Genomic DNA, 24847 nt, shown 5'->3' with positions numbered 1-24847 from the left:
CATTAATTACTTGTACCAGCGGCCAAGAAGAACCGCCATATCCTTGGATATAATATCCAATAAGCTAATGACTTTGCCGTATTCCATTCGCGTTGGTCCTAGAATGCCGATCGTTCCCAGCGATTGGCCATCAATGGCATAGGTTGCTGTGATAAGACTGCAATCGCTAATTGCCTTATGGTCATTTTCTGTCCCGATACGTACTTGTATACCTGACGGAAGGCCGGAAAACATTTTCATTATGGCTGGTGTCTCATCAAGCAAATCCAAAATCGTTTTTACTTTGTCTACATCCTTGAATTCAGGCTGTGTCAGCATATTGGTTGTTCCACCTAAGAAGATTCGGTGCTCATCCTCATTCTGCAATGCATGATCCAGTACCTGCAGCAGCTGTTCATAATGATCAACATGCCTTTCAAGCTCTTGCCCAACTTCAGTGTAAAGCTTCGACCTTAGACGAATCAGCGGAACGCCAACCAATCTTGTGTTTAAAATGTTAACGACCTTTTCCATATCGTCCATTTTCAGGCCGTCAGGAATTGAAATCGTCCGATTTTCAACATGTCCAGTGTTCGTCACAATAATAGCAACGGCTGATGTTTGATCAAGCGGCACAAGGCCAAAATGCTTAAGCGATGTGCTGAACATTTCAGGTCCAAGCAAAATAGATGTGTAATTGGTTAAATTGGAGAGAATCATCGCCGTTTGTTGAATAACCTGCTCCATTTGATTCATTTTGTCCGTTACGAACGAGCGAACCACACCAATGTCTTTCTCATCTACTTCGCTAAGCTTTATTAAATGGTCGACATAATAACGGTAACCTTTCGTTGATGGAACACGCCCTGCTGACGTGTGCGGCTGCTCTAAGAAGCCTAGCTCCTCCAAATCCGCCATTTCATTGCGAATGGTTGCCGGACTAAAGCCAACGTCGCCGCGCTTCGAAATACTGCGTGAGCCTACTGGTTCAGCCGAGCGAATATAATCATCCACAATTGCATGTAAAATCATCCGTTGTCTCTCCGTCAGCATTCGAATTCCCCCTACGTAAATGTCAAATCCGTTATTTCGATGTACCTTCGTTAGCACTCAATCCGATCGAGTGCTAATCATTACTACAAAAATACCAAACCAGCTTGTCGATTGTCAAGTCAGTTCGGCATTTTTCATGCGCCTAATTCAATTTAAACATCTTATAAACGATTTAATCACCCAAGGAAACACCGCTGTGGCTTAAAGAAAAGCCGCTCTGCCAGCAATATATGTTGGCACAGCGGCTTATTCTACAAACAATTACACTTTATGAACTCTTCCTGCTTCATCTGTTGCAAACTTTTCTCTTCTCACGCGATTTTCACCTTGGTACAGCTCTACAATACGATAAGGTGAAACAGAGTCATCTATAATAACTTTCCAGCCATTTGTATTTAGCAAAGCGAACAGTTCATCGTAACCCATTGCTTTAAAACCATAAAACCCGCTAAATCCTGCCCATTTCTTCAAAAGCACTGTCGTTACATGCTTTAGCTTATCCTCTACTGCTACGATTTGATCTTTTTTTTGGCTCATTTTTATTTCTCCTCTATATGACAATAAACATCTACCTTGACTATATACCAAAACGCGCAGCATTACTATCAACGAGTTCGGACAAACTAACATATTAGTTGAATGAAACAAAAAAACCACTTTCCCAATAGTCCTAATGCAAGCGCTAAAGGAGAGTGGTTTATTTTCATTAAAAGAAGATGCGTTCAGAAAATGTGTTTAATTCAGCATTCTCAGAACGGCTATTTCATCGCAAGCAAGCTGCTTTGGACAGTTGATGCAATCCTTCCAAACCTTTTCCGGGAAAATTTCCTTATCAACGACCTGGAAGCCATTTTTCTCAAAAAAGGACACGGCATAAGTTAAAGCCATCACCTTCGGAATTTGCTGCTCTCTAGCCTGCTCGATCAACGCTTCTACCAGCTTGCTGCCGATCCCTACGCCCTTGTAGCCATCCGACATGCCAAGAGAGCGAATCTCAACCAATTCTTTTCCTAGCCGCAGCAGTGAACCGCAGCCAACAACTTCTTCCCCAATTTCCGCGACGACGAATGTATCTATCATATATTCGAGCGCTTCCCGAGTGCGAGGCAGCATAATGCCTTGCTCTGCATAACCTTTAATTAATTCAAACAATGTCTCGATATCATTAGACGTTGCTTTTCGACATACGACCTGTACTGCCTGCATTTGTGCATTCGCCTCCACCCGGTGCAAGATCAAAATCAATATGAATAAATATACACCACAACGAATTTTTTCTCAAGAGTATTTTAGCCGTTATATCCGATAAAAGCACCAAAAACTTCGTTCCCGAGAAGCACACCTTTGTCAGTCAACCGATAAATGATATCGTCTTCTGTTTGCTCAGCTTCCAGCAGGCCATCCTTCATTAATTTATGAATAACATCACCGAACTTGTCCTCCAGCTTCTGGCCTTCAAATTGGTTCGAGAAGCGTGATGCCGGTACTCCGCTTAGCAGCCTGAGCCCAACCATCATTAAATCCTCCATCGCTTCAGCTTCAGTAACTTCAAACGTTTCAAGGCGCGGAAGCTTGCTTGATGCCGCATCGATATACGGTGTAATCCCTTTCAAATTGACATGACGCATGCGATTGACATAGCCATGCGCGCCCGCTCCGAGGCCGTAATACGGCTCATTGCGCCAGTAGGTGGAATTATGGCGGCTCTCATAACCTGGTTCGGCGAAATTGCTAATCTCATAGTGTCCGTATCCATTTTGTTTCAACATGTCCATTAGCAAAATAAACATATTAAACTCTTCTTCCTCTGGAGGCAAAGGCAGCTCGTTGCGCTCATAGAGCTTATGGAACAACGTATTTTCTTCTACTTTTAGACTGTAGATGGAGTAATGGGGCAATCCCAGCTCCATCGCTTTGTTCACACTGTCTCTTAACAGCTCAACCGTTTGACCTGGCAGGCCAAACATCAAATCGATTGATAAGTTAGTAAATCCAACTTTGCGTGCATTCTCGATACTGCGATATACATCATCTACGCTATGAATGCGGCCAATACGCTCCAACAATCCATTATCAAAGGATTGAACCCCGAAGCTGATCCGGTTCACGCCGCCTTCCTTCATAGCTGTCAGCTTGTCTATGTCCGTAGTGCCTGGATTCGCTTCCATCGTAAACTCCACATCTGGAGCAAGCGGAAAATAAGTGCGTACTGCTTTTAGAAATCTTTCCATTTGCGGAGGAGTCAGTACGGTAGGCGTACCTCCACCAACAAAAACAGTATCAATTTCTACTGGCGGCCATTCAGCAACTGTACGCTGCATTTCTTGCTCAAGCGCATCGAGATACTGATCAACAGGCTGTCCCTTTAATACATAGGAAGTGAAATCGCAATAATGACATTTATTCGTGCAAAAAGGGATGTGTATATATAAAGCGCGTGGTGATTGCGTAATGTTCATCGTTAACATTCTCCTTCAAGCGTAAACGGCTGGCACTGCATTAAAGCGGCAGGCTCACGTCCCGCGTTGAAATATAAGTCGGTAAATACAGTTCACATAAAAATAGAAAAGAGGGAGAGCTGCGCCCTCCCTCATCCTCGTACGTTTTAATCCTCGCCGATTTTGAGTACCGCCATGAACGCTTCCTGCGGCACTTCTACACTACCTACTTGCTTCATCCGCTTCTTGCCTTCCTTCTGCTTCTCAAGCAGCTTCCGCTTCCGGCTAATGTCACCGCCGTAGCATTTGGCAAGAACGTTTTTACGCATTGCTTTTACTGTCTCACGCGATATGATTTTGTTGCCGATAGATGCTTGAATCGGCACCTCGAACATTTGACGCGGAATAAGTTCCTTCAGCTTTTCACAAATAACCTTGCCGCGTTGGTAAGCACGATCGCGGTGGACAATGACAGACAAAGCATCAACCTGTTCATTGTTAAGCATGATGTCCATTTTGACCAGATTGGATCTGCGGTAGCCCGATATCTCGTAATCAAACGATGCATAACCCTTTGTGCTTGATTTCAACTGATCGAAGAAATCATACACAATTTCTGACAAAGGTAATTGATACGTAAGCGTTACACGATTCAAATCCAAATATTCCATATTCACGAATTCGCCACGCTTGTTCTGGCAAAGCTCCATAATTGCGCCGACATAGTCATTTGGGACAATGATCGCAGCCTTAACGAAAGGCTCTTCTACGAAGTCAAGCTTGCCTGCTTCAGGATAGTTCGATGGATTATCAATCTCCATCGTTTCGCCATTTGTCAGTGTAATTTTGTAAACTACGCTTGGTGCTGTCGTAATAAGCGGGATGTTGAATTCCCGTTCAATCCGTTCTTGAATAATTTCCATATGAAGCAAGCCAAGAAATCCACAGCGGTAACCAAAGCCCAAAGCAGTTGATGATTCCGGCTCATATTTGAGTGATGCATCGTTAAGCTCCAACTTCTCAAGCGCATCACGCAAGTCATTATAGTCCTGTGTCTCGATTGGATAGAGTCCGCAGAATACCATCGGGTTAATCTGACGATAGCCTGGCAGACGTTCAGGTGCAGGTTTCTTCGCATCCGTAATTGTATCACCGACACGCGTGTCCTTCACATTCTTGATGCCCGCAACGACAAAACCAACATCACCAACCGCAAGCTCCTTCACGATCGCCATGTTCGGCATGAATGCCCCAACCTCGATGACCTCGAATTCTGCTCCCGTTGCCATAAACTTAATTTTATTGCCTGCTTTGATGCTTCCATCCATAACTCGTACATAAACGATAACGCCTTTGTAGGGATCATAATGGGAGTCAAAAATAAGCGCTTTAAGCGGCTGATCTGGATCTCCTTCTGGTGAAGGCATCTTCGTAACAACCTGCTCCAGTATTTCCTTAATGCCGATTCCCGCTTTTGCGGAAGCAAGTACCGCGTCGCTGGCGTCTAATCCAATGACATCTTCGATTTCCTGTTTTACCCGTTCAGGCTCCGCACTTGGCAAATCGATCTTGTTAATAACAGGTACGATCTCCAAATTGTTGTCTAACGCCAAGTATACGTTAGCCAGCGTTTGCGCTTCAATGCCTTGCGCAGCATCAACAACGAGCAAAGCGCCTTCACAAGCAGCGAGACTGCGTGAAACCTCGTATGTAAAGTCGACGTGTCCAGGCGTGTCAATCAGATTGAGTATATACTCGATCCCGTCATCTGCCTTATATGCCAAGCGTACCGCTTGCAGCTTGATGGTAATTCCGCGTTCCCGCTCCAAATCCATTTTGTCAAGAACCTGCTCTTGCATCTCTCGAGATGTCAAAGCGCCGGTAAATTCTAAGATCCGGTCAGCAAGCGTAGACTTTCCGTGGTCTATATGCGCGATAATGGAAAAATTCCTAATTCTCTTTTGTCGGTCACGTACGTCAGTCATGCCTAACCCCCACAATTTCCAATAATGCTAATCATTCCTCCTATTATATCAGTTAAGGGGAAGACCAGCAATGTTCATTATCACTTCGTCAGCCCATCGAATATAGATACGACCATTCGAATGCCTTCACTTGACATATTTTGCAGCAAACCAGAGGTTGAATCTGCGATCTTATTTACTGCTGGCTGGTCACTCTTAAGGGGAAGACCAGGCATCCTTTCATTTTCGGCAGGAAAGGTTTCGGCAGTTTCTCCTATAGTTTCGTCATCATATGCAGCAAGTCGCTTTAGTTCTTTAAGCTCCTGCTCAAGCTGGGCAATCTTTTGCTGCTGTTCCTTCTGAAAATCATTAACTGGCTGCACATTCTGCTCTGTCTGCGGAATCTCTGTGTACCCGCTTGAGCCTTCTATAGGTCCATATATACGCTCGATGCCCGAAGAGGACATATCAATGCCATACATGATGATTATCGCCAAAGCACCGCCCAGCACCGTCCATTTTAGCGCATTTCGTTTCACTTATTCTTCGCCCCCTCCTACTTTTTTGTTGATGCCTTCTCGTCTGCCCAGTAAATTTCGGAAATAACTGCTGCCAGCGCATCCGCTGTTCGATAGGACTCTTCGAGGGTGTTGTCTACGCCCCCTACTTCTATAAGCACATTATCCTCAGCTAGCGATTGATTGTATTCGGCATTGCCTGATGAGGCTGTTTTGCCCCAAATACCGCGAGAGATGCCTGGATATTTTTTTTCGAGCGCTTCGTGAATTTTAGTCGCAAAGGCTTCGTTTTTTTCCCAATTGGGATTTTTATGGCCGATAATGAAATAAACCTGCGCATAGCTTTTGCCATCAATATCGATGGTCGTTTCTTTCCGCCTCTGCGAGTCCCGGTGAAGATCGAAGAAAAACATCAAATCCTTGCTGCTGGCAATGGCTTCTTTCACCGTCTTCATCGAATATTTATAGGAATAGTTCCAATCATAACCTTTAATCGCCGTTGGATAATCGGTGTTCGAGTGCTGTGCGCCTACACCCTTCTCCTCCAGCTTCTGGGCAAGTCGTTTGCCAACCAGCGTAATATTTTTTGTACTAGAATTCGGATCTTTCTTCTTGTCTGTCAGCTCAGGGTACCAGGATTCGCGATTATGCGAGTGATAGATAAAAGCCACTTTTTTTCCGCCAGTCGTAGGTTTCGCCGGCTCCCCGTTATCACCTTCGCCAGTTCCTGAAGATGGCTTGTCTGTCTGTACCGGCAGCGGCTCCTCCTCATTTCCTTCTGTCGTCCCATTATTCGATACATCTGTTCCTGTATCCTCATGCAATTCGCCAAGCGGATCATATGTAATCGGTGCATTATCTTCCGGCCCCACCGCTGTATCCGTACCGATGCCTTTGCGTATTAAGTAAGCATCATTAACCCCTATGCCAGGCAGCTCGCCTGCAAGCAGGCTTTTGGGATCGTTAGGATTAATATCTGTTAAAGCTCTCATAAGAAACGCGCTAATTTGCTTTGATGTAAACGTATCTGTCTCTCGACTGCTTTGAAATGCAGGCATCTCCATCTCTAGCATATCCCCAAAAAAACCGCTCGATACAGCAGCAGCAAAACCTTTCATTGAATTTACAGGCGAAGCTGTCGTTTGCTGATGCGCCATACCCGCTGCTCCTAACAAAATAAAAAATACCATTGAGCAAAATGAGAGCAACGCGAATGTACGTCCCGTTACTAGCAATTGTCTCACTCGTCTACTTTCCTTCCCTATATCAAGCAGCATAATTTTTCTTTTCATTGGTTTATTACCTCCCGCTTCATAGTGCTAGCCGCATTAGTCACTACTAAACTATGAGAGTGATAGAGTTCATAGAACCAAATCTATGTGGAATAATTAGCGTTGATAGAGTTATAGGGATACAAAATAGCGAATCGCGCAAAAAAAAGAAGCTGTCCAAAGGCTATGCCTTTAGAAAGCTTCCTTCTTAATTATCATAGGTATTTAATGCGTATACGCCGCAACATTGCTTGAATCAACCGCTTCGTGCAGCGATGCATTTAGCCCGCTTGCTATAATGTTGGCGATATCCTCTATAAATTCATCAATTTCCTTTGGCGTAACCAGAAGATCATAGCCAAGCGGACTGAGCACTTCCCTGACAAGCTGCAGCCTCTCGTTTTCTTCCATCTGATTTACCAAACCTAAAATTTGATCCGAGTTTGCGTTTTGTTTCTTAAAATGACTGCTCATCATCTCAAGTGTGTTGTTGACGATGGTCGAAGCATAAACAACGGTAGGCACTCCGATCGCAATGACCGGGACACCTAAAATTTCTTTTGTAAGCCCTTTTCGTTTATTCCCGATGCCAGAGCCTGGATGAATTCCTGTATCTGCAATTTGGATCGTTGTATTCACTCTCTCTAATGCTTTAGATGCCAATGCATCAATCGCAATGACGAGTTCCGGACTCGTCTTCTCAACGATACCTTGAACGATTTCACTGGATTCTATACCCGTTATGCCAAGCACTCCAGGCGCTACCGCACTTACCGCGCGATAACCAGGCGCCACTTGATCAGGCATTAGTTCGAAAAAATGGCGAGTGACCATTACATTCTCAACAACAATTGGACCAAGCGCATCAGGCGTAACATTCCAATTGCCTAAACCTACAATTAGAACTCGCGCTGTTTTACTTATGGACAACCGTTCAAGGAAAGCTTCAAAATGTTTGGCAAACTGTGTCGCCACCCTATCCTGCAGTCCCGTATCCCCTTTTCGCAGCTCCGGAACCTCAATCGTCACATAATGCCCTTGCATTTTGCCAATGGCCTGAGCGCCTTGTTCGTTTTGAACATGCAACTGCGTAATCGTTATTCCTTCATCTTCCGAAGTTTCGGATTGTATGCCTGGTATAGGCCCGCCGCTTGGCGCCTCTGCCATCTCCTTCGCTTCAAGCGCCAAGTCTGTTCTAACATTATATTTTTGCAAATCAAGTTCGTTCTCCATTGCTCATTCTCCCTTCAAACACCAGTTCTGATGTTATTGTTTGCAGATGGATTATTTTCATACTCGTAGATGAGCCTTCATCCTTACGGAATACAGTTTTTATAAGGAGCTTCCTGCTATTGCTTTTTGAGGAGTGGCATGATAATATACTTTAAGTTGTGTTGTCTAGGTTTATGATGTAGATAAACCGTTGTAAACAGTTTAGGAGGTGAATTCCATGCCAAATATTAAATCCGCGATTAAACGCGTTAAAACAAGTGAAAAGCGTCGTGCTTTGAATGCATCCCAAAAATCCGCACTTCGTTCGGCCGTTAAATCTGCTGACCAAGCTATCGCTGGCACTGATGTAGATGCTGCTAAAGCAGCTCTTATCGCTGCAACGAAAAAGTTGGACAAAGCAGCAACTAAAGGCCTGATTCATAAAAATGCGGCTTCCCGCAAAAAATCTCGTCTTGCTAAACGTCTGAATGCCCTTTCGGCTCAAGCCTAAGCAAGATAACCGCTCATACGAATGACGTTGTCCATCTGGTCAACTGAAATTCGTTTAGCACAACAAAAAAAGCTTCACTGCTCTTATCGAGCGGTGAAGCTTTTTTGTTGTTCCATGCTGCTTATCAGCTTTTCACATAAAAAAAGGCAATGGAAAGAACGCTATGCGCCCTTCTCCATGCCAAGTGAAAGCAAATACAGCTCTAAACCGAGCGTTTTATCAATTGCTCCGGTTTTCATTTTATAATCGAGATCTGCAAGTGAAGCCAGCAGCCTGCCAAGTCTAGCCACTTGAAATTTCCGGCTTTTCTCCGCGGCAAGCTTGACTGCGTATGGATGCAAGCCTAACTGGCCAGCCATTTGCTGAGGGGAATAGTGATGCTGCTCCAGCTCTTTGATTTGCAGCATGATTCTTAATTGCCTAGCGATAAGAGCGGCGATCTTAATCGGTTCTTCACGACGAACCAGCAGTTCTCTGTACAGACGAATTGCCTTGTCAATGCGAAGCTCAGCGATCGCATCCACAAGCGCAAATACGTCCTCCTCAACTGTTGCTGCAGTTAGCATAGATGCCGTCTCTACATCAATGACACCGCCTGTTCCCGCGTGCAAGCACAGCTTGTCCACTTCCTGCGACAATTGCTGCATATTCGCTCCAGCACGTGATAGGAGCAGCTCAGCCGCATCTGAAGACAAGGTTCTTTGCTGATCTGTTGCCCGCTTAATCATCCATTGCTTAAGCTGAGCCGCGTCGAGTTCAGGGAACGGAACTAAGGAATGACGATCCTTTAACGTTTTTACAAGCTTTCGACGTTCATCCAGCTTCTCTGATTGGACAGAAATAACGATAATGGATGTCTCTGAAGGATACTCCATATACTGAATCAGCTTCTCAGGACGATGCTCAAGCTTTCCGCCTTCCTTGCCTCCAGCACACAGCACAGTCGCATCTCGTATCAAAATCAGCTTCCGCTGCACAAAAAAAGGCGAGGTTTCCGCTTCAAGAACCGCTTCTTCAATCGAGGTTTCCGCTGTATCAAATTTAACAATGCCAAGCTCTCGCTCCTCAGCTGTAAACATCGCCTCGGTCAATACGTTAATAAATTGCTGCATCCGATAACGATCCTTGCCATACAGCACATAAATGGGACGGAAGCGTCCGCCCTTTATTTCTTTTAATGCTTCCTTTGCATCCATACCTTCACCTCGTCACGAGTAAGTACAATTAGACGGCAACAAAGGGATGAGCCATATAAAGCCTCATCCCTTTGCCGAACATCTATATAAACATTCGCAGGCAGGTCCATGGTACCGCCCTGCGGATGGTCATACGACGTTAAGGATTCGTCGCAGACACTATCGCTGCTAACATTATACGCATAAATCGATGTAAATGTGCGTAATAACCCTTAATTTTTGCAGACCGAAGCGAGCAGTCTCCAAGTTAATGCCCTGCCTTCTGCTCCGTCAGCGTAGATAAATCGATCACATACTTCTCAATTGCTCCTTGTTCAACATGAACCTCGTAGGTCAGCTTTTTGCTGTCCTCAGACCAGGCCAGATTGAGCAGCTCACCGTTTTTGCGCGGTGATGTGAAGACGACAGATTGATCGGCAGCAGCAACTACTTTAATTTTAAAATTGTCAGCCTTGCCGCTATAAAGGCCATCGGGTGAAACCGTTGCTGTGCTGTTCGCATTCGCACCCAAACCATTCTCGCCTTCGTTTTCAACCAATCCTTCAGAAGGATTCGAAGTTAAGCCCTTGATTGAGCCATCCTCAAATGACCCACCATCAGGCGCTTTGTCTTCATTGGTTAAAGGATTTATTGCGGTACTCTTGGACGATGGCGATGAATCGGCTTCATCACTTTTTTTTGCCGTTTCTGTCTTCACTTCCGGGTCTTCAGCACCGTTAGCGCTCGCTTTATAAGACATTTCCACTGGCGTATCGTTCATCATATCAGCCGCGACGTTATTCGATCGCTTGGCTGAAGATTGTGATGCATTCATATCGCCAATCGAGCCTGAATTATACGTTACGAGAAACAGCCCTGCAACGATTCCGGCTGCGATCACACCACTCATAATGCGCATGGATGGCCAGCGGCGTTGACGCTTCGAAAGACGTTTTGTTGCTTCCGTTCTGCTAACCATGGATGGCGGTTCCGCTTCAGCCTGACCAAACAGTTCCATCCGCTCTAATTGAGGCATAATCGCATCGACTAAGCTATAGCTCGGCATAACTTTTGGCAAACTGGTAAGCTCGGCGGACAATAGCTGTAACCGCTCGAACATGGCTGCACAGTCCGGACACTGTCTAGTATGATTCATCAAGACTTCGATTTCGCTTTCATCGAGATCGTTGTCTAGCTGTCTTTGCATTAATTCCATCACCTCTTGACAATTCATCCCCGGACACCACCTTTCTGATAATCATGGAGTAAAGTCTGCAGCTGTTGCCTAGCTCTGAATAAATAGGATTTCACTGTATTGAGCGGCAAATCGAGCGAATCTGCAATTTCATTGTAAGAGAAATCCTGTAAATACCGAAGGACGACGACCGCACGATGATGCTCAGGAAGCTTGTCGATAGCGGCTTGAATGTCTTTAACAGCGTAAGCAGACATTACCTCGTCCTCCACGTTTTGTTTTTCGTGGAATACCATGTCGTGCTCATCTATTGAGACGGTCGGTTTATTTCTCCGAAACTTGTCAATGCAAATGTTGGTTACAATACGTTGAATCCATGTTTTGAACTGCGCTTTTTCTTCGTACGAGCCTATTTTTGTATAGATGCGAATTAGCGCTTCTTGCGCTGCATCAAGGGCATCCTGTTCATTGTTTAATATATAATAGGCTGTCCGATAAACATGCGTTTCAATCTCTCGCAATAGAGTAATTAAAGCGTCGCGATCTCCCGACTGAGCGGCTCTTATAAGCTCCGGCTCCACCACGAAGGATCCCCCTCTCTTGCAACCATTCTGACGAACTGGTTGCGGTAAAAGTTGCAGATAAATTAGAATTATTACTTTATTTTTTTTAGTAAGTTTTAACAAGCAGAGCGATTGTCCCCAAGCGGACCGTCTTGAATGCACGAAGCAGGAAAAAACTATAAAAAATTTACAGATACTCGCTATGCTGTGAAAGAATCGAAATAAACTCCACATTAAAGGATACCAAATTTCAACTAACTCGTATATAGAAAGAAGTCGAATACCTCTGAAAACGGCTCGACTTCTTTATTCCTAAGTATGAATGATTTTCATATGATATGCGAATTTAGGTACGGAAAGATGAAAGCAAGCTTTTTATTCGCATTTTTTCGATGTCCGCCTTACTTAATTTTTGTATACGTAAATAAATCTTGGCTGGTTACAATAAAACGTACCTCGCCATCACGATCTGTTCGCCACAAAGCGGTTCCCGCTTGATTTAATCGAGAAATCACATCTGGACTAGGATGGCCGTAGGTATTTGTCGCTCCAACAGAAGCTACTGCTCCAAGCGTACGCCAATAATCGAGCCACTCTGTGCTTGTTGAAAAACGACTGCCATGATGTGCAACCTTCATAACTGAGACAGTCTTTTCATTTGAATCCATTATATTTTGCTGCCGCTCATTTCGTATAATGGCGCGTTCCGTGGCTGCATTAATATCACCGGTAAACAAGAAGACCGACTGAAACAGCTGAACACTAAGCACAACACTGGCTTCATTCTGCTCCTCAAGGTGAGCCACCGCTTCCTCTTTTTGCGCCAATGGCCACAGAACGCTTATCTTGGTATTTGCATCTACCTGCTGCTTCATGCCCGCAGACGCGCTGTACATTGGAATTCCCAGCGCAATTGCCTGCTTAATAAGCTGCTGAGCATCATCTGCTTCCTTCACCGTTCCATTCCACCAAATGCTGCGTATTGGAATCGTCTCCAAAACCGCTTTTAAACCACGGATATGATCGCTATCCAAATGTGAAATGACGAGGATGTCAATCTCGCGCACGCCTCTTTTCATAAGTAAAGGCACAAGCACCTTTTTCCCAATTTCAAAAGGGTCGCTCCGCTCCTTCCACTCTTCTCCCGGCTTGCGGAAGCTCATCGTACCTCCGCCATCGATTAAAATATGCTTGCCGCCGGGTGTTCGGATATGTACAGCATCACCTTGACCAACATCTATAAAACTAACCTCTGCCTGACGGTTAAATAAATCAGGTTTAAAGGCATAAAAAATCATAATCAAAACTAAAGCTAACAGCAGATATAGGCTGATCCTTAGCTTTTTACTGTTTTCTTTAACCACTATGTAAGGATGAACCGCTCCAATTGGCGCTGTCTCCTCTATGGTCGCTGCTTCTTCCTCATGTTTCGCAGCGATTTGCATCGTCCAACTGCGCAAAATTCGAAATATAACACCAAATATAACCAGCCAAGCTGCCACCCACCAAAGAGGCGGAGTTGCCCAAATCGTCCTTAGTGAATCCACTTCGGACAGCTGCTCGACGAAAGCAAACGTCCATTCATTCGCGAAATGCGAGAAATAGGCCAGCAGCTTGCCGCCGCCCTCCCAAGGTATTGCAAGCAGGAGCGATACTGCGCCTAGCGGCATAACGACAAAGCTGATGAACGGAACGAGCACAAAATTCGCGAGCATAGACAACACATGAAACTGATTGAAATAATAAATCGTCAGTGGAAAAGATACAATCTGTGCTACGAGCGTAACCGCTGCCAGATCAAGCAGCGATTTTCCTCTGCGCCACCTCGGCATCGCTTGCCGTACAGGCTGGACTCCGACAATTAGACCGATTGTTACAATGAACGACAGCTGAAAGCTGACATCCTCGATAAAATAGGGATCATAAATAAGCATGAGCACCGCAGCAGCAGCTAAAAGATGCAGCCCATCCTTCAGCTTGCCCATCCGGGCTGCCAATAGCCCAAGAACGGACATTAGACCTGCGCGGACAACCGAAGGGGACGCGCCGGCAAGCAGTACATACAAGGGAACGGACAACATGAGGATGAGCAGCATTCGTTCGCGGCTTATACGTGCGAGGCGCAGCAGACCGCTAAGCGCATAAAGGAATACAGCAACATGGAGGCCCGAAATCGCTAAAATATGCGTTAAACCAAGCCTTGAAAATTGCTGGAACTGCTCTGGATCGAGGTCCTCGCGAATGCCGAGGACCAGCCCCTTCATGTATCCGGACTGCGAGGACGGATACAGCTGTTCCATCCGCGCGCCAAGCCATGCGCGCGCACTGTCGACGCGGCCAAGCAGCGCGGCCGCGGTCCACTTGGGGCCCGGCGCCGGCTTTACGGCGGCGGTGCCCTTCACTTTGAGCAGCCAGTGGATTCTCTGGCTGCTGAGGTAGCGGCGGTAATCAAATCCGCCGCTATTGGATGCGCCTGCCGGCCGCGTAAGCTCGCCGGCAAGGCGCACTTTGGCGCCGCGCTGCCAAGCCGCGGCGATGGCCTGCTCCGGCTGTTCCATCAGCCGGACATGCACGATCAACCGCTCGCGCAACGGCTGTGCAGCGGCTTCACCTTGAAAGTGGATGCTGTGCGCCTCCACGCGAAACATCGCGCGGTCGCCGTCGACCTCCACCGCCGATACAATAACGCCCTCCGCTTCCGCCGCATACGCAGCTCGCGGTCCATCCGCCTCAGCGGCGGCAAGCAGCGCTGGCAGCGCAGTCACGTTGCGGGCATCCGCCCATAACCGCTCTCCTGCGGCAAGGCACACTGCCAAAGCACAAGCCGCCGCGAGCTGCCACGTCGCTTGCTTGCCAAGCACTGCGGCGGTTGCGAGCAATATTCCCGCTCCCGCCGCAAGCCAAACGCCGCTGCTGTTCAATCCAGCAGCAGCCGCACCCCCAAATACCCAACAAATCGCAAACCAAATTAAAGGACGTCGATTCACCTCTAGCTCCCTCCAATTCGCAAAGCCTCATAACAAAAAAAAGAACCTCTGTCGCATCAAAAGATGCAATCAGAGGTTCCTCCTCGTTTCTACTATTTAATGATCAACGCTATGATGTTACATCCATATGCGCCTGAGCAGGTGGCTCGTAATGATCCAAACAACGGAAAACAATACCTTTCTGGGCCATCATATTGCTCACCTTTTCACTGTCTTTCGGATAACTGCGATGATAGACGATTTCGATAACACCGCTGTTTGCAAGCATGTTAGCGCATGTCCAGCAAGGCTGGTCGGTTACATAAACGGTTGATCCTTCGCGATCGGTACGATCGGTGAACAGCAGCAAGTTTTGCTCCGCATGTATCGTTCGAATACAGCGTTGTTTCTTGAATAGCTGCTCCTTGCCGTCGACCAGCTTCATCTCAACTTCCTCCGAAATCATGCAGCCTGCCTCGAGACAATCCTGCACGCCCATCGGAGCACCGTTATACGCTGTGCCAAGCAGTTTTTTTCCTTGTACAAGAACAGCTCCAACATGTCTGCGCGGACAACGCGAGCGCGTCGAAACCATATAGGCAATATCCATGAAGTAGGTGTCCCAGTCCTTGCGGTCGGCATCCTTCGTTTGGGTGCTCATAACTCAACTTCCTCTCTCATGCTGCATCTGATGATCTCTGGTTGCATTTATTTGTCGTTTAAATTCGTTGAAATATAAGAAACATAACAATTGCTCCTGTTTATCGTATATTTCTTCTTTAAAACTTCTTACTAAAAAGTTTAGGCTTGGCTGGCAGCAATGGCTTGCTCAATATCCGCCAAAATATCATCAATGCCTTCTGTACCGATCGATAGACGAATCATGCCTGGAGAAACGCCTGCATTAGCTTGCTGTTCCTCTGACAATTGCAGATGTGTTGTGCTTGCCGGATGAATAATTAGCGACTTGGAATCGCCAACATTCGCCAAATGCGAGAACAACTGAACGGAGTTGATTACTTTTTTGCCCGCTTCGACTCCGCCTTTAATGCCGAATGTCATAATAGCGCCTTTGCCCTTCGGCAAATATTTTTGTGCAAGGTCATAGGATGGGTGGCTTGGAAGTCCTGGATAGCTAACCCACTCAACCGCTTCATGGCCTTCCAAATATTCAGCTACCTTTTGCGCGTTTGAGCTATGGCGTTCCATCCGAAGATGCAGCGTCTCAAGTCCTTGAAGCAATAGGAAGGAGTTGAAAGGTGAAATGGCAGCACCCATATCTCTTAGCAATTGGACGCGTGCTTTAATGATATAAGCGACAGGGCCAACTGCATCGGTATAAACAACGCCATTGTAGCTTGGATCCGGCTCAGTAAGACCAGGGAATTTGCCGCTGGCTTTCCAGTCAAACTTGCCGCCGTCTACAATGATACCGCCGATTGATGTTCCATGTCCGCCGATAAACTTGGTCGCGGAATGCACCACAATGTCTGCTCCATGTTCAATTGGTCTGCACAAGTAAGGGCTCGGGAATGTATTGTCCACGATAAATGGAATGCCATTCTCATGTGCAATTGCAGCAACCGCTTCAAGATCGATCACATCGCCCTTCGGATTTCCGATCGTTTCAGCATATACTGCTTTCGTACGCTCGTTGATTGCTCCGCGGAAGTTTTCCGGATTCGACGGATCAACAAATCTTACAGTGATGCCAAGCTTTGCAAGCGTCATTGAGAATAAGTTGTAAGTGCCTCCGTACAGGCTTGTAGCGGAAACGATCTCATCGCCAGCTCCTGCAATATTTAGAATCGCGTATGTAATAGCCGATTGACCAGAAGCAACTGCCAATGCTGCCGGAGCACCCTCTAATTCAGCTACACGTTTCTCAAAAACATCCGATGTCGGGTTCATAATTCGGGAGTAAATATTTCCAAATTCCTGCAATGCAAATAGATTCGCTGCATGATCTGTATCTTTGAATCCGTAAGATGTCGTCTGGTAGATAGGTACCGCGCGCGACAACGTAGTCGGATCGATTTGCTGACCTCCGTGGACGGATAGTGTATCAAGGGAAAGCTTGCGTTGTTCTGACATTTTCTCGACTCCTTCAAATGAGTTAATAGATAATGGCAAACGGAAGTTGTAAATGTCCGCTTCTTTCCATTCTCTCACAATTATGGACGAGCTACAATGCTGTCTTCCAATCCTTTTAATAGTTTTTCTCCAATTCCCTTGACACGGAGTAAATCATTAACGGTTGCAAATTTGCCGTTTCTTTCTCTATCTTCAATAATTGCTTTTGCTTTGGACGGTCCGATTCCTTTCAAATCATCAAGTTCTGCCTCCGTTGCGCGGTTTATATCAAGCTTTGCTGCATCATCCATGTCCGCATCAGCAATCGGTGCTGCTGGCGCAGTGGATACAATCGTATCTTCCTTTAAAGCAGCTCTCCCATCCGGCTCATTCCGATGATCAACACCCGCAGCCGATGCTTCTTGCTCCTTTTCCGGGATCATCTCAGTATCCTTCTTGTTCTTTACGTCTTCTTCACCCGCATCTGCTGCATCAATTGCAGCGAATGCAGATTTCACAGCATCGTTTAAAGGTACCCAATCACCTGTTTCCTTCTGCTTAGGCTCCATAAAAGCAGCTGCCAGCAATATAGCTGCAGCAAGTATTAAAATAGAAGCAAATATAATGGCTTTGCTAGAAATCGTTCCAGTTAAAGGCTTCACTTCTTCACTCTCCTTTGAAAGCGACGAATTATTTGGTAATTAGTGACATATGAAACAAGTCCTGCGGAATAAGGTAAGAGAGCACACGAAATGAGTACGGCTATTGAAATTTTCACTCGGGATTTGTTCGCATATAACCTTTCTCTACAAGTTAAAGCAGGTTATGTGCGCGCCAAACCTATAGGAGGGTTCAGCATGAATGTCGGATTTATCGGGACGGGCACAATGGGAAGCCTGCTCATTGAAGCTTTGATCGCATCTGGTGCATTATCACCAAAACAAATTGCCGTCAGCAACCGCACCTTTGCAAAAGCGCAAGCCTTGGCCAACCGTTATTCCGGCATGAGAGCCGAATATACGAATGCTGCGGCTGCCTGCGGCTGCGATATTGTTTTTTTGTGCGTAAAGCCTTTGGAGTTTAAAAAAGTGGTCGATGATTTGAAGGCAACTATTCGACCAAATCAGATTGTCGTATCTATAACGAGTCCTGTCCTTATCTCTCATCTCGAAGGGGAACTCGATTGCAAGGTAGCTAAGGTTATTCCGAGCATTACAAATTATGTATGGAGCGGAGCATCGCTTTGTATTTATGGGGAAACGATTGATGAGAATGATATGGCTCATCTGGAGGACTTATTATCCCATATTAGTCAGCCGCTGCGAATAGATGAGAATTACACACGCATCGTATCCGACATTTCAAGCTGCGGACCAGCTTTTATGTCTTTCCTGCTTGAGCAATTTGTGGATGCTGCGGTTGCAGAAACAGGTATAAGCCGTGATGAAGCGCTGCGTGTTGCAAGCGCCATGCTGCTCGGAACCGGCTTGCTGCTGACCGAAGGCGGCCTTACACCAGCAGAGGTGCAAGAGAGAGTTGCCGTCCCTGGCGGCATTACAGCCAAAGCGCTAAACCTGCTGCGCCGCGAGACAGAAGGAGTATTCAATCAACTCATCCGTACGACACATGCAAAGTTCGATGAAGATGTGGTCAAGGTTTCGACCGCCTTTATAGGCGAAGAGGTGAACGGTCAATAGCTGTTCTTCAGCTAATGCCCGCTCACCTCTTCTGTTTGTCTTAATTGGCAACGATATTGACTAGCTTGCCTTTTACCGCAATGACTTTACGGATTGTTTTGCCGGCAATCAGCTCTTGCACCTTCTCAAGTTCTTTCGCTATGCTTTCCATCTCAGCAACGTCCATATCAGCTGCAATGGAGATGCGATCTGCGATTTTACCATTTACTTGTACGACGATCTCAACCTCTTGATCGACCGTCCAAGCTTCTTCGAACGTCGGGAACGCTGCATACGTAAGCGAATCCGTGCGTCCCAGCTTCTCCCATAGCTCTTCCGCGATATGCGGCGCAATTGGAGAAATCAATTGAACGAATTGCTCCATTGCTGCTTGCGGAAGCACATCTGTTTTGTAGGCTTCGTTTACAAAAATCATGAGCTGGCTGATTACGGTGTTGAAGCGAAGTCCCTCATAATCATCCGTAATTTTTTTGATTGAACGATGCCATGTGCGCTTGAATGCATCACTTGTTTCGCCATTGCCGATTTTGGCATTCAAGCTGCCATCCTCGTTCACGAACAAACGCCATACACGGTTAAGGAAACGATATGTTCCTTCCACACCATTGGTATTCCAAGGTTTCGTTGCTTCAAGCGGACCCATAAACATTTCGTACATACGTAGCGTATCTGCGCCAAACTCGTTTACGATATCATCTGGATTGATAACATTTCCACGCGATTTGGACATTTTTTCGTTATTGTTTCCAAGGATCATGCCTTGGTTGACAAGCTTATGGAACGGCTCCTTTGTATCTACAACGCCGATATCATAAAGCACCTTGTGCCAGAAACGAGCGTAAAGCAGATGCAGTACAGCATGCTCAGCGCCACCGATGTAAAGGTCAACCGGTAGCCATTGCTTTTGCTTCTCTGGCGAACAAAGCTGTTTGTCGTTTTTAGGATCGATGAAGCGCAGGTAGTACCAGCAGCTGCCAGCCCATTGCGGCATCGTGTTCGTTTCACGGCGAGCCTTCATGCCCGTTTCAGGATCGATCGTGTTCACCCATTCCGTAACGCTGGCAAGCGGTGATTCCCCAGTTCCTGAAGGAGTGATAGCATCAACATCAGGCAGCAGAAGCGGAAGCTGATCCTCAGGAACAGTCTTCATCGTACCATCCTCCAAGTGAAGGATCGGAATCGGCTCACCCCAGTAGCGCTGGCGGCTGAACAACCAATCGCGCAGGCGGTAAGTGATTTTCCCTTTTCCTTTGCCCGACGCATCCAGATGCTCTATCATTTTCGCAATCGCTTCTTCATTCGTCAAACCGTTCAAGAAATCGGAATTGACATGAATGCCGTCGCCTGCATAAGCTTCTTTCGTAACATCTCCGCCTTGCACAACCTCAACGATTGGCAAATCAAATTGCTTAGCAAATTCCCAGTCGCGAGCGTCATGACCTGGAACAGCCATAATAGCACCCGTTCCATAACCAGCAAGAACATAATCTGCGATCCAGATTTGTGTTTTCACGCCATTAACGGGATTAATGGCATAAGCTCCTGTGAACACGCCTGACTTGTCTTTCGCCAAATCAGTACGCTCCAAATCACTCTTGCGCGATGCTGCCAGTTGATAAGCTTCAACTGCTTCTTTTTGCTCTGCCGTTACGATTTTTGCAACAAGCTCATGCTCAGGAGCGAGTACGCAATAAGTCGCGCCAAACAATGTATCTGGACGAGTCGTAAATACGACCAATGCGGAATCATGACCGTCAATCTCAAAGGTAACCTCAGCTCCTTTGGATTTTCCAATCCAGTTGCGCTGCATATCCTTAATGCTTTCTGTCCAGTCCAGTTCTTCCAAATCATCCAACAAACGATCTGCGTATTCTGTAATTCTCAAAATCCACTGACGCATAGGCTTGCGAACAACGGGATGATTGCCCCGCTCGCTTAGGCCGTTAATAACCTCTTCATTGGCAAGCACCGTTCCAAGAGCCTCACACCAGTTAACTGATACTTCAGCAACATAAGCGAGTCCTCTGTTGTACAATTGGATAAAAATCCATTGCGTCCATTTATAATATTCAGGATCGGTTGTACTAATCTCGCGATCCCAATCGTATGAGAAGCCAAGTGATTTTATTTGTCTGCGGAAATTATCGATGTTTACAAACGTAATATCGCGCGGATGCTTTCCTGTATCAAGCGCATGCTGCTCAGCAGGCAATCCGAACGCGTCCCAGCCCATTGGATGAAGGACATTATAACCTTTCATTCTTTTGTAGCGAGACACGATATCCGTCGCTGTATAACCTTCTGGATGTCCTACATGCAAGCCAGCTCCAGATGGATATGGAAACATATCTAATGCGTAAAACTTTGGTTTTTCAGCATCCTCTGTCGTTTGAAACGTTTTGTTTTTATCCCAAAATTGCTGCCATTTCGGCTCCACAACAAGCGGGTTATAGCCGTGAAATTGCTGTTCTTGACTCATGTGCTCATATCCTCTCTCAAATAAATGCTGAATGCATAATTGTACAAAAAAACATAAAACCTCTCGCCCCTAGCGAATTATCGCTAGGGACGAGAGGTTGTTCTCCCGTGGTACCACCCTAGTTAGCGAAAGACATGCTTTGCCGATCGCTCACTTGTCGCCCTTATCGCGGGCCAAACGGTGATTTTCGCGTAAGCGATGTTTCGTAAACATCGCTTTCGTTAATCGCACAGCTCCAAGGCGAGCTTCATTTCGCTGCAGGTCCGGCTTCCACCATACATCACCGGCTCTCTAGGCCTGACAAACGAAATTACTGTTCCTCTTCAACGCTCCATATGCATAAAATCGTTAGTTTCGATTATAAAGATCACACGGTTCGGTGTCAAGAGAACGAACTTGAACTTCAAGCGTATACTAATCAATTTGCACAACACATTTATTTTTCTTGTGCTCCTGATATGGTTTTATTCGCTCCAGCTCCGAAGCCTATATATCCAAAAATAACGGCAACGGCTACTAGCATAACTAATGAAACAGTCCAATTATTCGTCAAATCATGAATGAGTCCAAACAACAGCGGTCCGGCAGCGGCAAGCAGATAACCAAGTGACTGCGCCATCCCCGACAACTGAGCCGACTGCCTTGTGCTGCTTGTCCGCAGTACAAAAAACATAACTGCGAGACTAAAGCCGGAACCACCGGCAATTCCGAGTAAAATCATACAAATCGGAATAAGATCCACATTCCCGCTAAGAAGACCTAGGTATCCTAGGAGCAGCAAGATCGTTGTAAGAATCACAAGCAGCCTTTGGCTTGCCTGCTTTCCCGCAATGACAGGGATAATAAATGTCGCGGGCAAGCTGACAAATTGCAGCAGTGACAGCATCCATCCCGCATCAACGTGACTCATGCCGCGGTCAGACAAAATTTCAGGCAGCCATGATATGTTGACATAGAAACAAAATGATTGAAGACCCATAAATAATGCTACTTTCCAAGCTAAGCCTGAGCGCAGCAGACCACCGTTCTTCTCGCCATTCGTTGCTGCTTTGTTGTTGTCCTTCTTCGTAAACGAACGAAGTTGCGGCACCCAAGCAATCGTGGCAATTAGAGCGAGCAGTGCCCAGCAGGCCAGCATCCCTTGCCAGCCAAAGGAAATCTTCTCTGTAATGGGAATGCTGAATCCTGAAGCTAAAGCAGCGCCTAAATTCATCACGACCGAATATAAACCAGTCATTAAACCGACGGTGGCAGGAAAATCTCTTTTTATCATGCTCGGAAGCAGTACGTTTGCAACTGCAATCGCCATGCCAAGCAAGATCGTTCCAACAAATAAAGCGGCTATCGCCGGAAGGGATCGAATTACAATCGCGCCAGTCAGCACGACCATTGCAATAAATAATGTGTTTTCCATACTTATGCGCTGAGCAATTCGTGGCGCAAGCGGAGAAATAAGTGCAAATGCTAGCAGCGGCAATGTCGTCAGCAGCCCAGTGAGCGCACTGGAAATGCCGAACGAACGCTGAATTTCAGATACGATTGGTCCAACCGCTGTTAATGGCGCTCGCAAATTAGCGGCTATTAGCAAAATGCCAAGAAGCAGCAGCCATGAGCTTGTTATTGCAATTGGCGCAGAAGATGTAGATGCTGATGATAAATTTGAATTGCTGATTTTCACGAAATAATCCTTCTTTCTCATGCTGATCAATCTAAGTTGTTTAGTTTCCCATATAAGCGCCTTAAACATTCAACAAGTCGCCTTATACGATTATTACAAATAACAAATAGCAGCTTTTATTTTTTTACTCGATACCAATATTCGTATTGCGGGACATACCCGATTTTATCGTACAGCCGATTAGCTGCTGCGTTATCTTTTACGACGAGCAGATAACCTTCAGTCGCTCCATGTCCCTTGCCCCATTGTAGAAGATGCAGCACTAGCTGCTCGCCAAAACCTCTATTTCGATAGTTAGGATCGGTCACAATATCATAAATACCAATCCAACCATCCTCAATCACCGCATAGCCGCATGCTACCGGTATTCCATTGTCGTGCAAGATTGCGCAGCATTTATCCAGCGGTGACTGTTCTAACATTTTACGTGTAGTTGACCGCTGTTCATCCGTTAAACGACTAAAAACCGCAACCGCATCCAGCCAGTTCTCCGAAACTTCCTGTTCGAGCCAAATTTCAGCAGCCTTCGGGGATAGAGCGTCAGAGAGATGTATTGTCTTTACAATCGTCCGGTCGATAAGCTCATAACCGCGAGTCGCCAGTTCATCATCAAGCGAGGTTGGCTGGACAAAGGGTGTTATTTTAAAAACAGAGCGTATTCCCTTGTTTTCATACAGTTCCTCGCAGGAGCTGATTTTTGCATCAAGCTGAAGCGTGCTGCCGTATACAGGATTAATCGAATTGGAACGTTTCGTATAACCTTCTGCAAAACGAAGCAGCCAGCCGTCGTAGACAACCGTTTGCAAAGCTGGCCAGCCATTCAAGCTCATTTCCTCTATGCGAAAATGCAACAGTCGTTTAATCTGCTCCATATGATGCTGATCATGCCATATAAAATCTTTTATATACTGACTCACTTCAAAGGCATGGCCGTCCGCATCTACATATTCAGCTTTGTACTGCTCATCTGCTAACTGTGCTATCGTGTCAATAATCCGCTCACGTATGCTTGCAGCTTCATGAACGAGCTCAGCGATCGAAGTTGACTTGCTGTATATTTTTGCTTGTTCGTTAAACTCATTATAATCCAAATGTTTAACCGTAAGCGGCAGGCCAGCTCGCACCTTTAAGATTGCTTCTTCATAAAAATAAATATCCCAACGTAAAATATGGGCTGTGACGTCTCGAACCGACCACTTTCCTGCGGCAATGCTCTGATTCCAAATACGTTCGTCGTAACGCGCCAAATCGGTTACAAACGTTATCCATTCTTTGAAGGTGTCCAGCAGCTGCAATTTCTCGGTAACCATATGCAAATTCCACTCCCCTTAAACTGGCATAATCATCCAAGCTTCCATTTATCATAAAGGATGATTCATTAAGGAGAAAGATTTTTTTCCATTTTTGAAATAAAAAAAGCCGCCTCATGAGCAGCTAATTGCGATTCTGATCCTCATAACATATCAAATCGTTCAAGCTGTTCCAGCTGATTTTCTCGCTTCAATATTTCACGCTGCATCGGTCCAAGCAAATCAAAATGCGGATACTCTGAACGCGCATGAATATAGCGAGGATTAAGTCCGTTATCGAGGCACCAGCGCGAGAGCTTCTCCATATCGGAGCAGCCTACCTTCGTTACTGTCTTCATGTCTGGAAACCTCGAATCCAGCCAGTAGTGCGTCAGAAATGCAATTTCTCCGCGGGCAACGGCTTCCTTCCATCGCTGCAACTCTTTTCTTTTTATGCCAAAGGCCACAGCACATCGCTCCTTTAACGTTGAACATTCCTTCCTGACTAGATATGGACTCTTTAAGTAAGGATGTTCTTGACTCTCCCTACTTGCCCATCAGCCAGTCTCACTTTAATGCCATGAGGGTGCTTAGGCGAATTCGTCAAAATATCTTTCACGACACCTCGTGTCAGCTTGCCAGTCCGTTGATCCTGCTTCAAAACAATGTCTACCGATAGGCCCGCTTTGATCGCGGAACGCTCTGTTCCATTCATATTTACCATTCCTCTGCTGCTCTAATGTCGGCTTTTAGCATAGCATAAGCAAAGTAAAGATGCACATTATA

The 24847-nt window shown here is 46.0% G+C and carries 22 protein-coding genes and 1 other annotated feature; of the genes, 2 read left to right on the top strand and 20 right to left on the bottom strand.

The window, feature by feature from the left end:
* Nucleotides 1-6: 6 nt before the first annotated feature.
* The 8 genes from hrcA to gpr form a co-directional block, all read right to left on the bottom strand.
* Complete coding sequence (gene hrcA, locus AC1DM9_RS06445; RefSeq protein ID WP_076266871.1) at nt 7-1032, bottom strand: heat-inducible transcriptional repressor HrcA; 1026 nt, start codon at nt 1030-1032, stop codon at nt 7-9.
* A gap of 261 nt (nt 1033-1293) precedes the next feature.
* A complete protein-coding gene (locus AC1DM9_RS06440; protein ID WP_076266870.1) occupies nt 1294-1569 on the bottom strand; it encodes a hypothetical protein in 276 nt (91 codons plus the stop codon).
* Between the two features lie 198 nt (nt 1570-1767).
* Complete coding sequence (locus AC1DM9_RS06435) at nt 1768-2238, bottom strand: N-acetyltransferase (RefSeq protein WP_477579134.1); 471 nt, start codon at nt 2236-2238, stop codon at nt 1768-1770.
* 83 nt (nt 2239-2321) lie between these two features.
* Nucleotides 2322-3491, bottom strand: a complete 1170-nt coding sequence (gene hemW, locus AC1DM9_RS06430) for a radical SAM family heme chaperone HemW (protein WP_477579132.1) — start codon at nt 3489-3491, stop codon at nt 2322-2324.
* Nucleotides 3492-3637: 146 nt separating this feature from the next.
* Entirely contained in the window at nt 3638-5455 is a 1818-nt protein-coding gene (lepA, locus tag AC1DM9_RS06425; RefSeq protein ID WP_441881053.1) for a translation elongation factor 4, read from the bottom strand.
* Nucleotides 5456-5535: 80 nt separating this feature from the next.
* Complete coding sequence (locus AC1DM9_RS06420) at nt 5536-5973, bottom strand: hypothetical protein (protein ID WP_339203482.1); 438 nt, start codon at nt 5971-5973, stop codon at nt 5536-5538.
* A gap of 17 nt (nt 5974-5990) precedes the next feature.
* Nucleotides 5991-7244, bottom strand: a complete 1254-nt coding sequence (spoIIP, locus tag AC1DM9_RS06415) for a stage II sporulation protein P (protein ID WP_477579130.1) — start codon at nt 7242-7244, stop codon at nt 5991-5993.
* Nucleotides 7245-7448: 204 nt separating this feature from the next.
* Nucleotides 7449-8456 carry a GPR endopeptidase gene (gene gpr, locus AC1DM9_RS06410; protein WP_477551484.1) on the bottom strand — a complete coding sequence of 336 codons (1008 nt, stop codon included), beginning with the start codon at nt 8454-8456 and terminating at the stop codon, nt 7449-7451.
* A gap of 217 nt (nt 8457-8673) precedes the next feature.
* Between gpr and rpsT the strand changes: the two genes are divergently transcribed.
* Nucleotides 8674-8946: a 30S ribosomal protein S20 gene (gene rpsT, locus AC1DM9_RS06405; protein WP_053376847.1), complete on the top strand. Its 273-nt coding sequence runs from the start codon at nt 8674-8676 to the stop codon at nt 8944-8946.
* Between the two features lie 161 nt (nt 8947-9107).
* On the opposite strand, the gene holA is transcribed toward rpsT, so the two are convergent.
* From holA to AC1DM9_RS06370, 7 genes are all read right to left on the bottom strand, one after another.
* Complete coding sequence (gene holA / locus AC1DM9_RS06400; RefSeq protein ID WP_477551483.1) at nt 9108-10142, bottom strand: DNA polymerase III subunit delta; 1035 nt, start codon at nt 10140-10142, stop codon at nt 9108-9110.
* A 247-nt stretch (nt 10143-10389) separates the two neighbouring features.
* Nucleotides 10390-11355 (bottom strand): anti-sigma factor family protein, encoded by a 966-nt coding sequence (locus tag AC1DM9_RS06395; protein WP_441910462.1) that lies wholly within the window; start codon nt 11353-11355, stop codon nt 10390-10392.
* Nucleotides 11352-11900, bottom strand: coding sequence for an RNA polymerase sigma factor (locus AC1DM9_RS06390; RefSeq protein ID WP_053376850.1), 549 nt, complete (start codon nt 11898-11900; stop codon nt 11352-11354). Before AC1DM9_RS06390 ends, AC1DM9_RS06395 begins: the two co-directional genes overlap by 4 nt.
* A gap of 380 nt (nt 11901-12280) precedes the next feature.
* Complete coding sequence (locus tag AC1DM9_RS06385) at nt 12281-14866, bottom strand: DNA internalization-related competence protein ComEC/Rec2 (protein WP_477579127.1); 2586 nt, start codon at nt 14864-14866, stop codon at nt 12281-12283.
* 109 nt (nt 14867-14975) lie between these two features.
* Nucleotides 14976-15506: a deoxycytidylate deaminase gene (locus AC1DM9_RS06380; protein ID WP_477551481.1), complete on the bottom strand. Its 531-nt coding sequence runs from the start codon at nt 15504-15506 to the stop codon at nt 14976-14978.
* Nucleotides 15507-15646: 140 nt separating this feature from the next.
* Nucleotides 15647-16939 (bottom strand): homocysteine synthase, encoded by a 1293-nt coding sequence (locus AC1DM9_RS06375; protein ID WP_076266859.1) that lies wholly within the window; start codon nt 16937-16939, stop codon nt 15647-15649.
* A gap of 80 nt (nt 16940-17019) precedes the next feature.
* Nucleotides 17020-17580 carry a ComEA family DNA-binding protein gene (locus AC1DM9_RS06370; protein ID WP_477579125.1) on the bottom strand — a complete coding sequence of 187 codons (561 nt, stop codon included), beginning with the start codon at nt 17578-17580 and terminating at the stop codon, nt 17020-17022.
* A 195-nt stretch (nt 17581-17775) separates the two neighbouring features.
* On the opposite strand from AC1DM9_RS06370, the gene comER reads away from it, so the two are divergent.
* Nucleotides 17776-18615, top strand: a complete 840-nt coding sequence (comER, locus tag AC1DM9_RS06365; protein WP_477528888.1) for a late competence protein ComER — start codon at nt 17776-17778, stop codon at nt 18613-18615.
* 40 nt (nt 18616-18655) lie between these two features.
* On the opposite strand, the gene leuS is transcribed toward comER, so the two are convergent.
* From leuS to AC1DM9_RS06340, 5 genes are all read right to left on the bottom strand, one after another.
* Nucleotides 18656-21094, bottom strand: coding sequence for a leucine--tRNA ligase (gene leuS / locus AC1DM9_RS06360; protein WP_441881047.1), 2439 nt, complete (start codon nt 21092-21094; stop codon nt 18656-18658).
* 82 nt (nt 21095-21176) lie between these two features.
* Nucleotides 21177-21430: a binding site (T-box leader), on the bottom strand.
* A 100-nt stretch (nt 21431-21530) separates the two neighbouring features.
* The gene (locus AC1DM9_RS06355; RefSeq protein WP_477579122.1) at nt 21531-22793 is read right to left on the bottom strand and encodes a CynX/NimT family MFS transporter; all 1263 of its coding nucleotides are present in this window, start codon (nt 22791-22793) and stop codon (nt 21531-21533) included.
* Nucleotides 22794-22888: 95 nt separating this feature from the next.
* Nucleotides 22889-24082: a GNAT family N-acetyltransferase gene (locus AC1DM9_RS06350; RefSeq protein WP_477579120.1), complete on the bottom strand. Its 1194-nt coding sequence runs from the start codon at nt 24080-24082 to the stop codon at nt 22889-22891.
* A 143-nt stretch (nt 24083-24225) separates the two neighbouring features.
* The gene (locus AC1DM9_RS06345) at nt 24226-24528 is read right to left on the bottom strand and encodes a hypothetical protein (protein WP_441881045.1); all 303 of its coding nucleotides are present in this window, start codon (nt 24526-24528) and stop codon (nt 24226-24228) included.
* Between the two features lie 53 nt (nt 24529-24581).
* Nucleotides 24582-24776, bottom strand: a complete 195-nt coding sequence (locus AC1DM9_RS06340; protein ID WP_076266853.1) for a YwbE family protein — start codon at nt 24774-24776, stop codon at nt 24582-24584.
* Nucleotides 24777-24847: the final 71 nt, after the last annotated feature.

The organism is Paenibacillus sp. 01T431, assembly GCF_056398625.1.
Note: the sequence above shows the minus strand (reverse complement) of the source record. Positions and strands in the feature narration are given on the sequence as shown.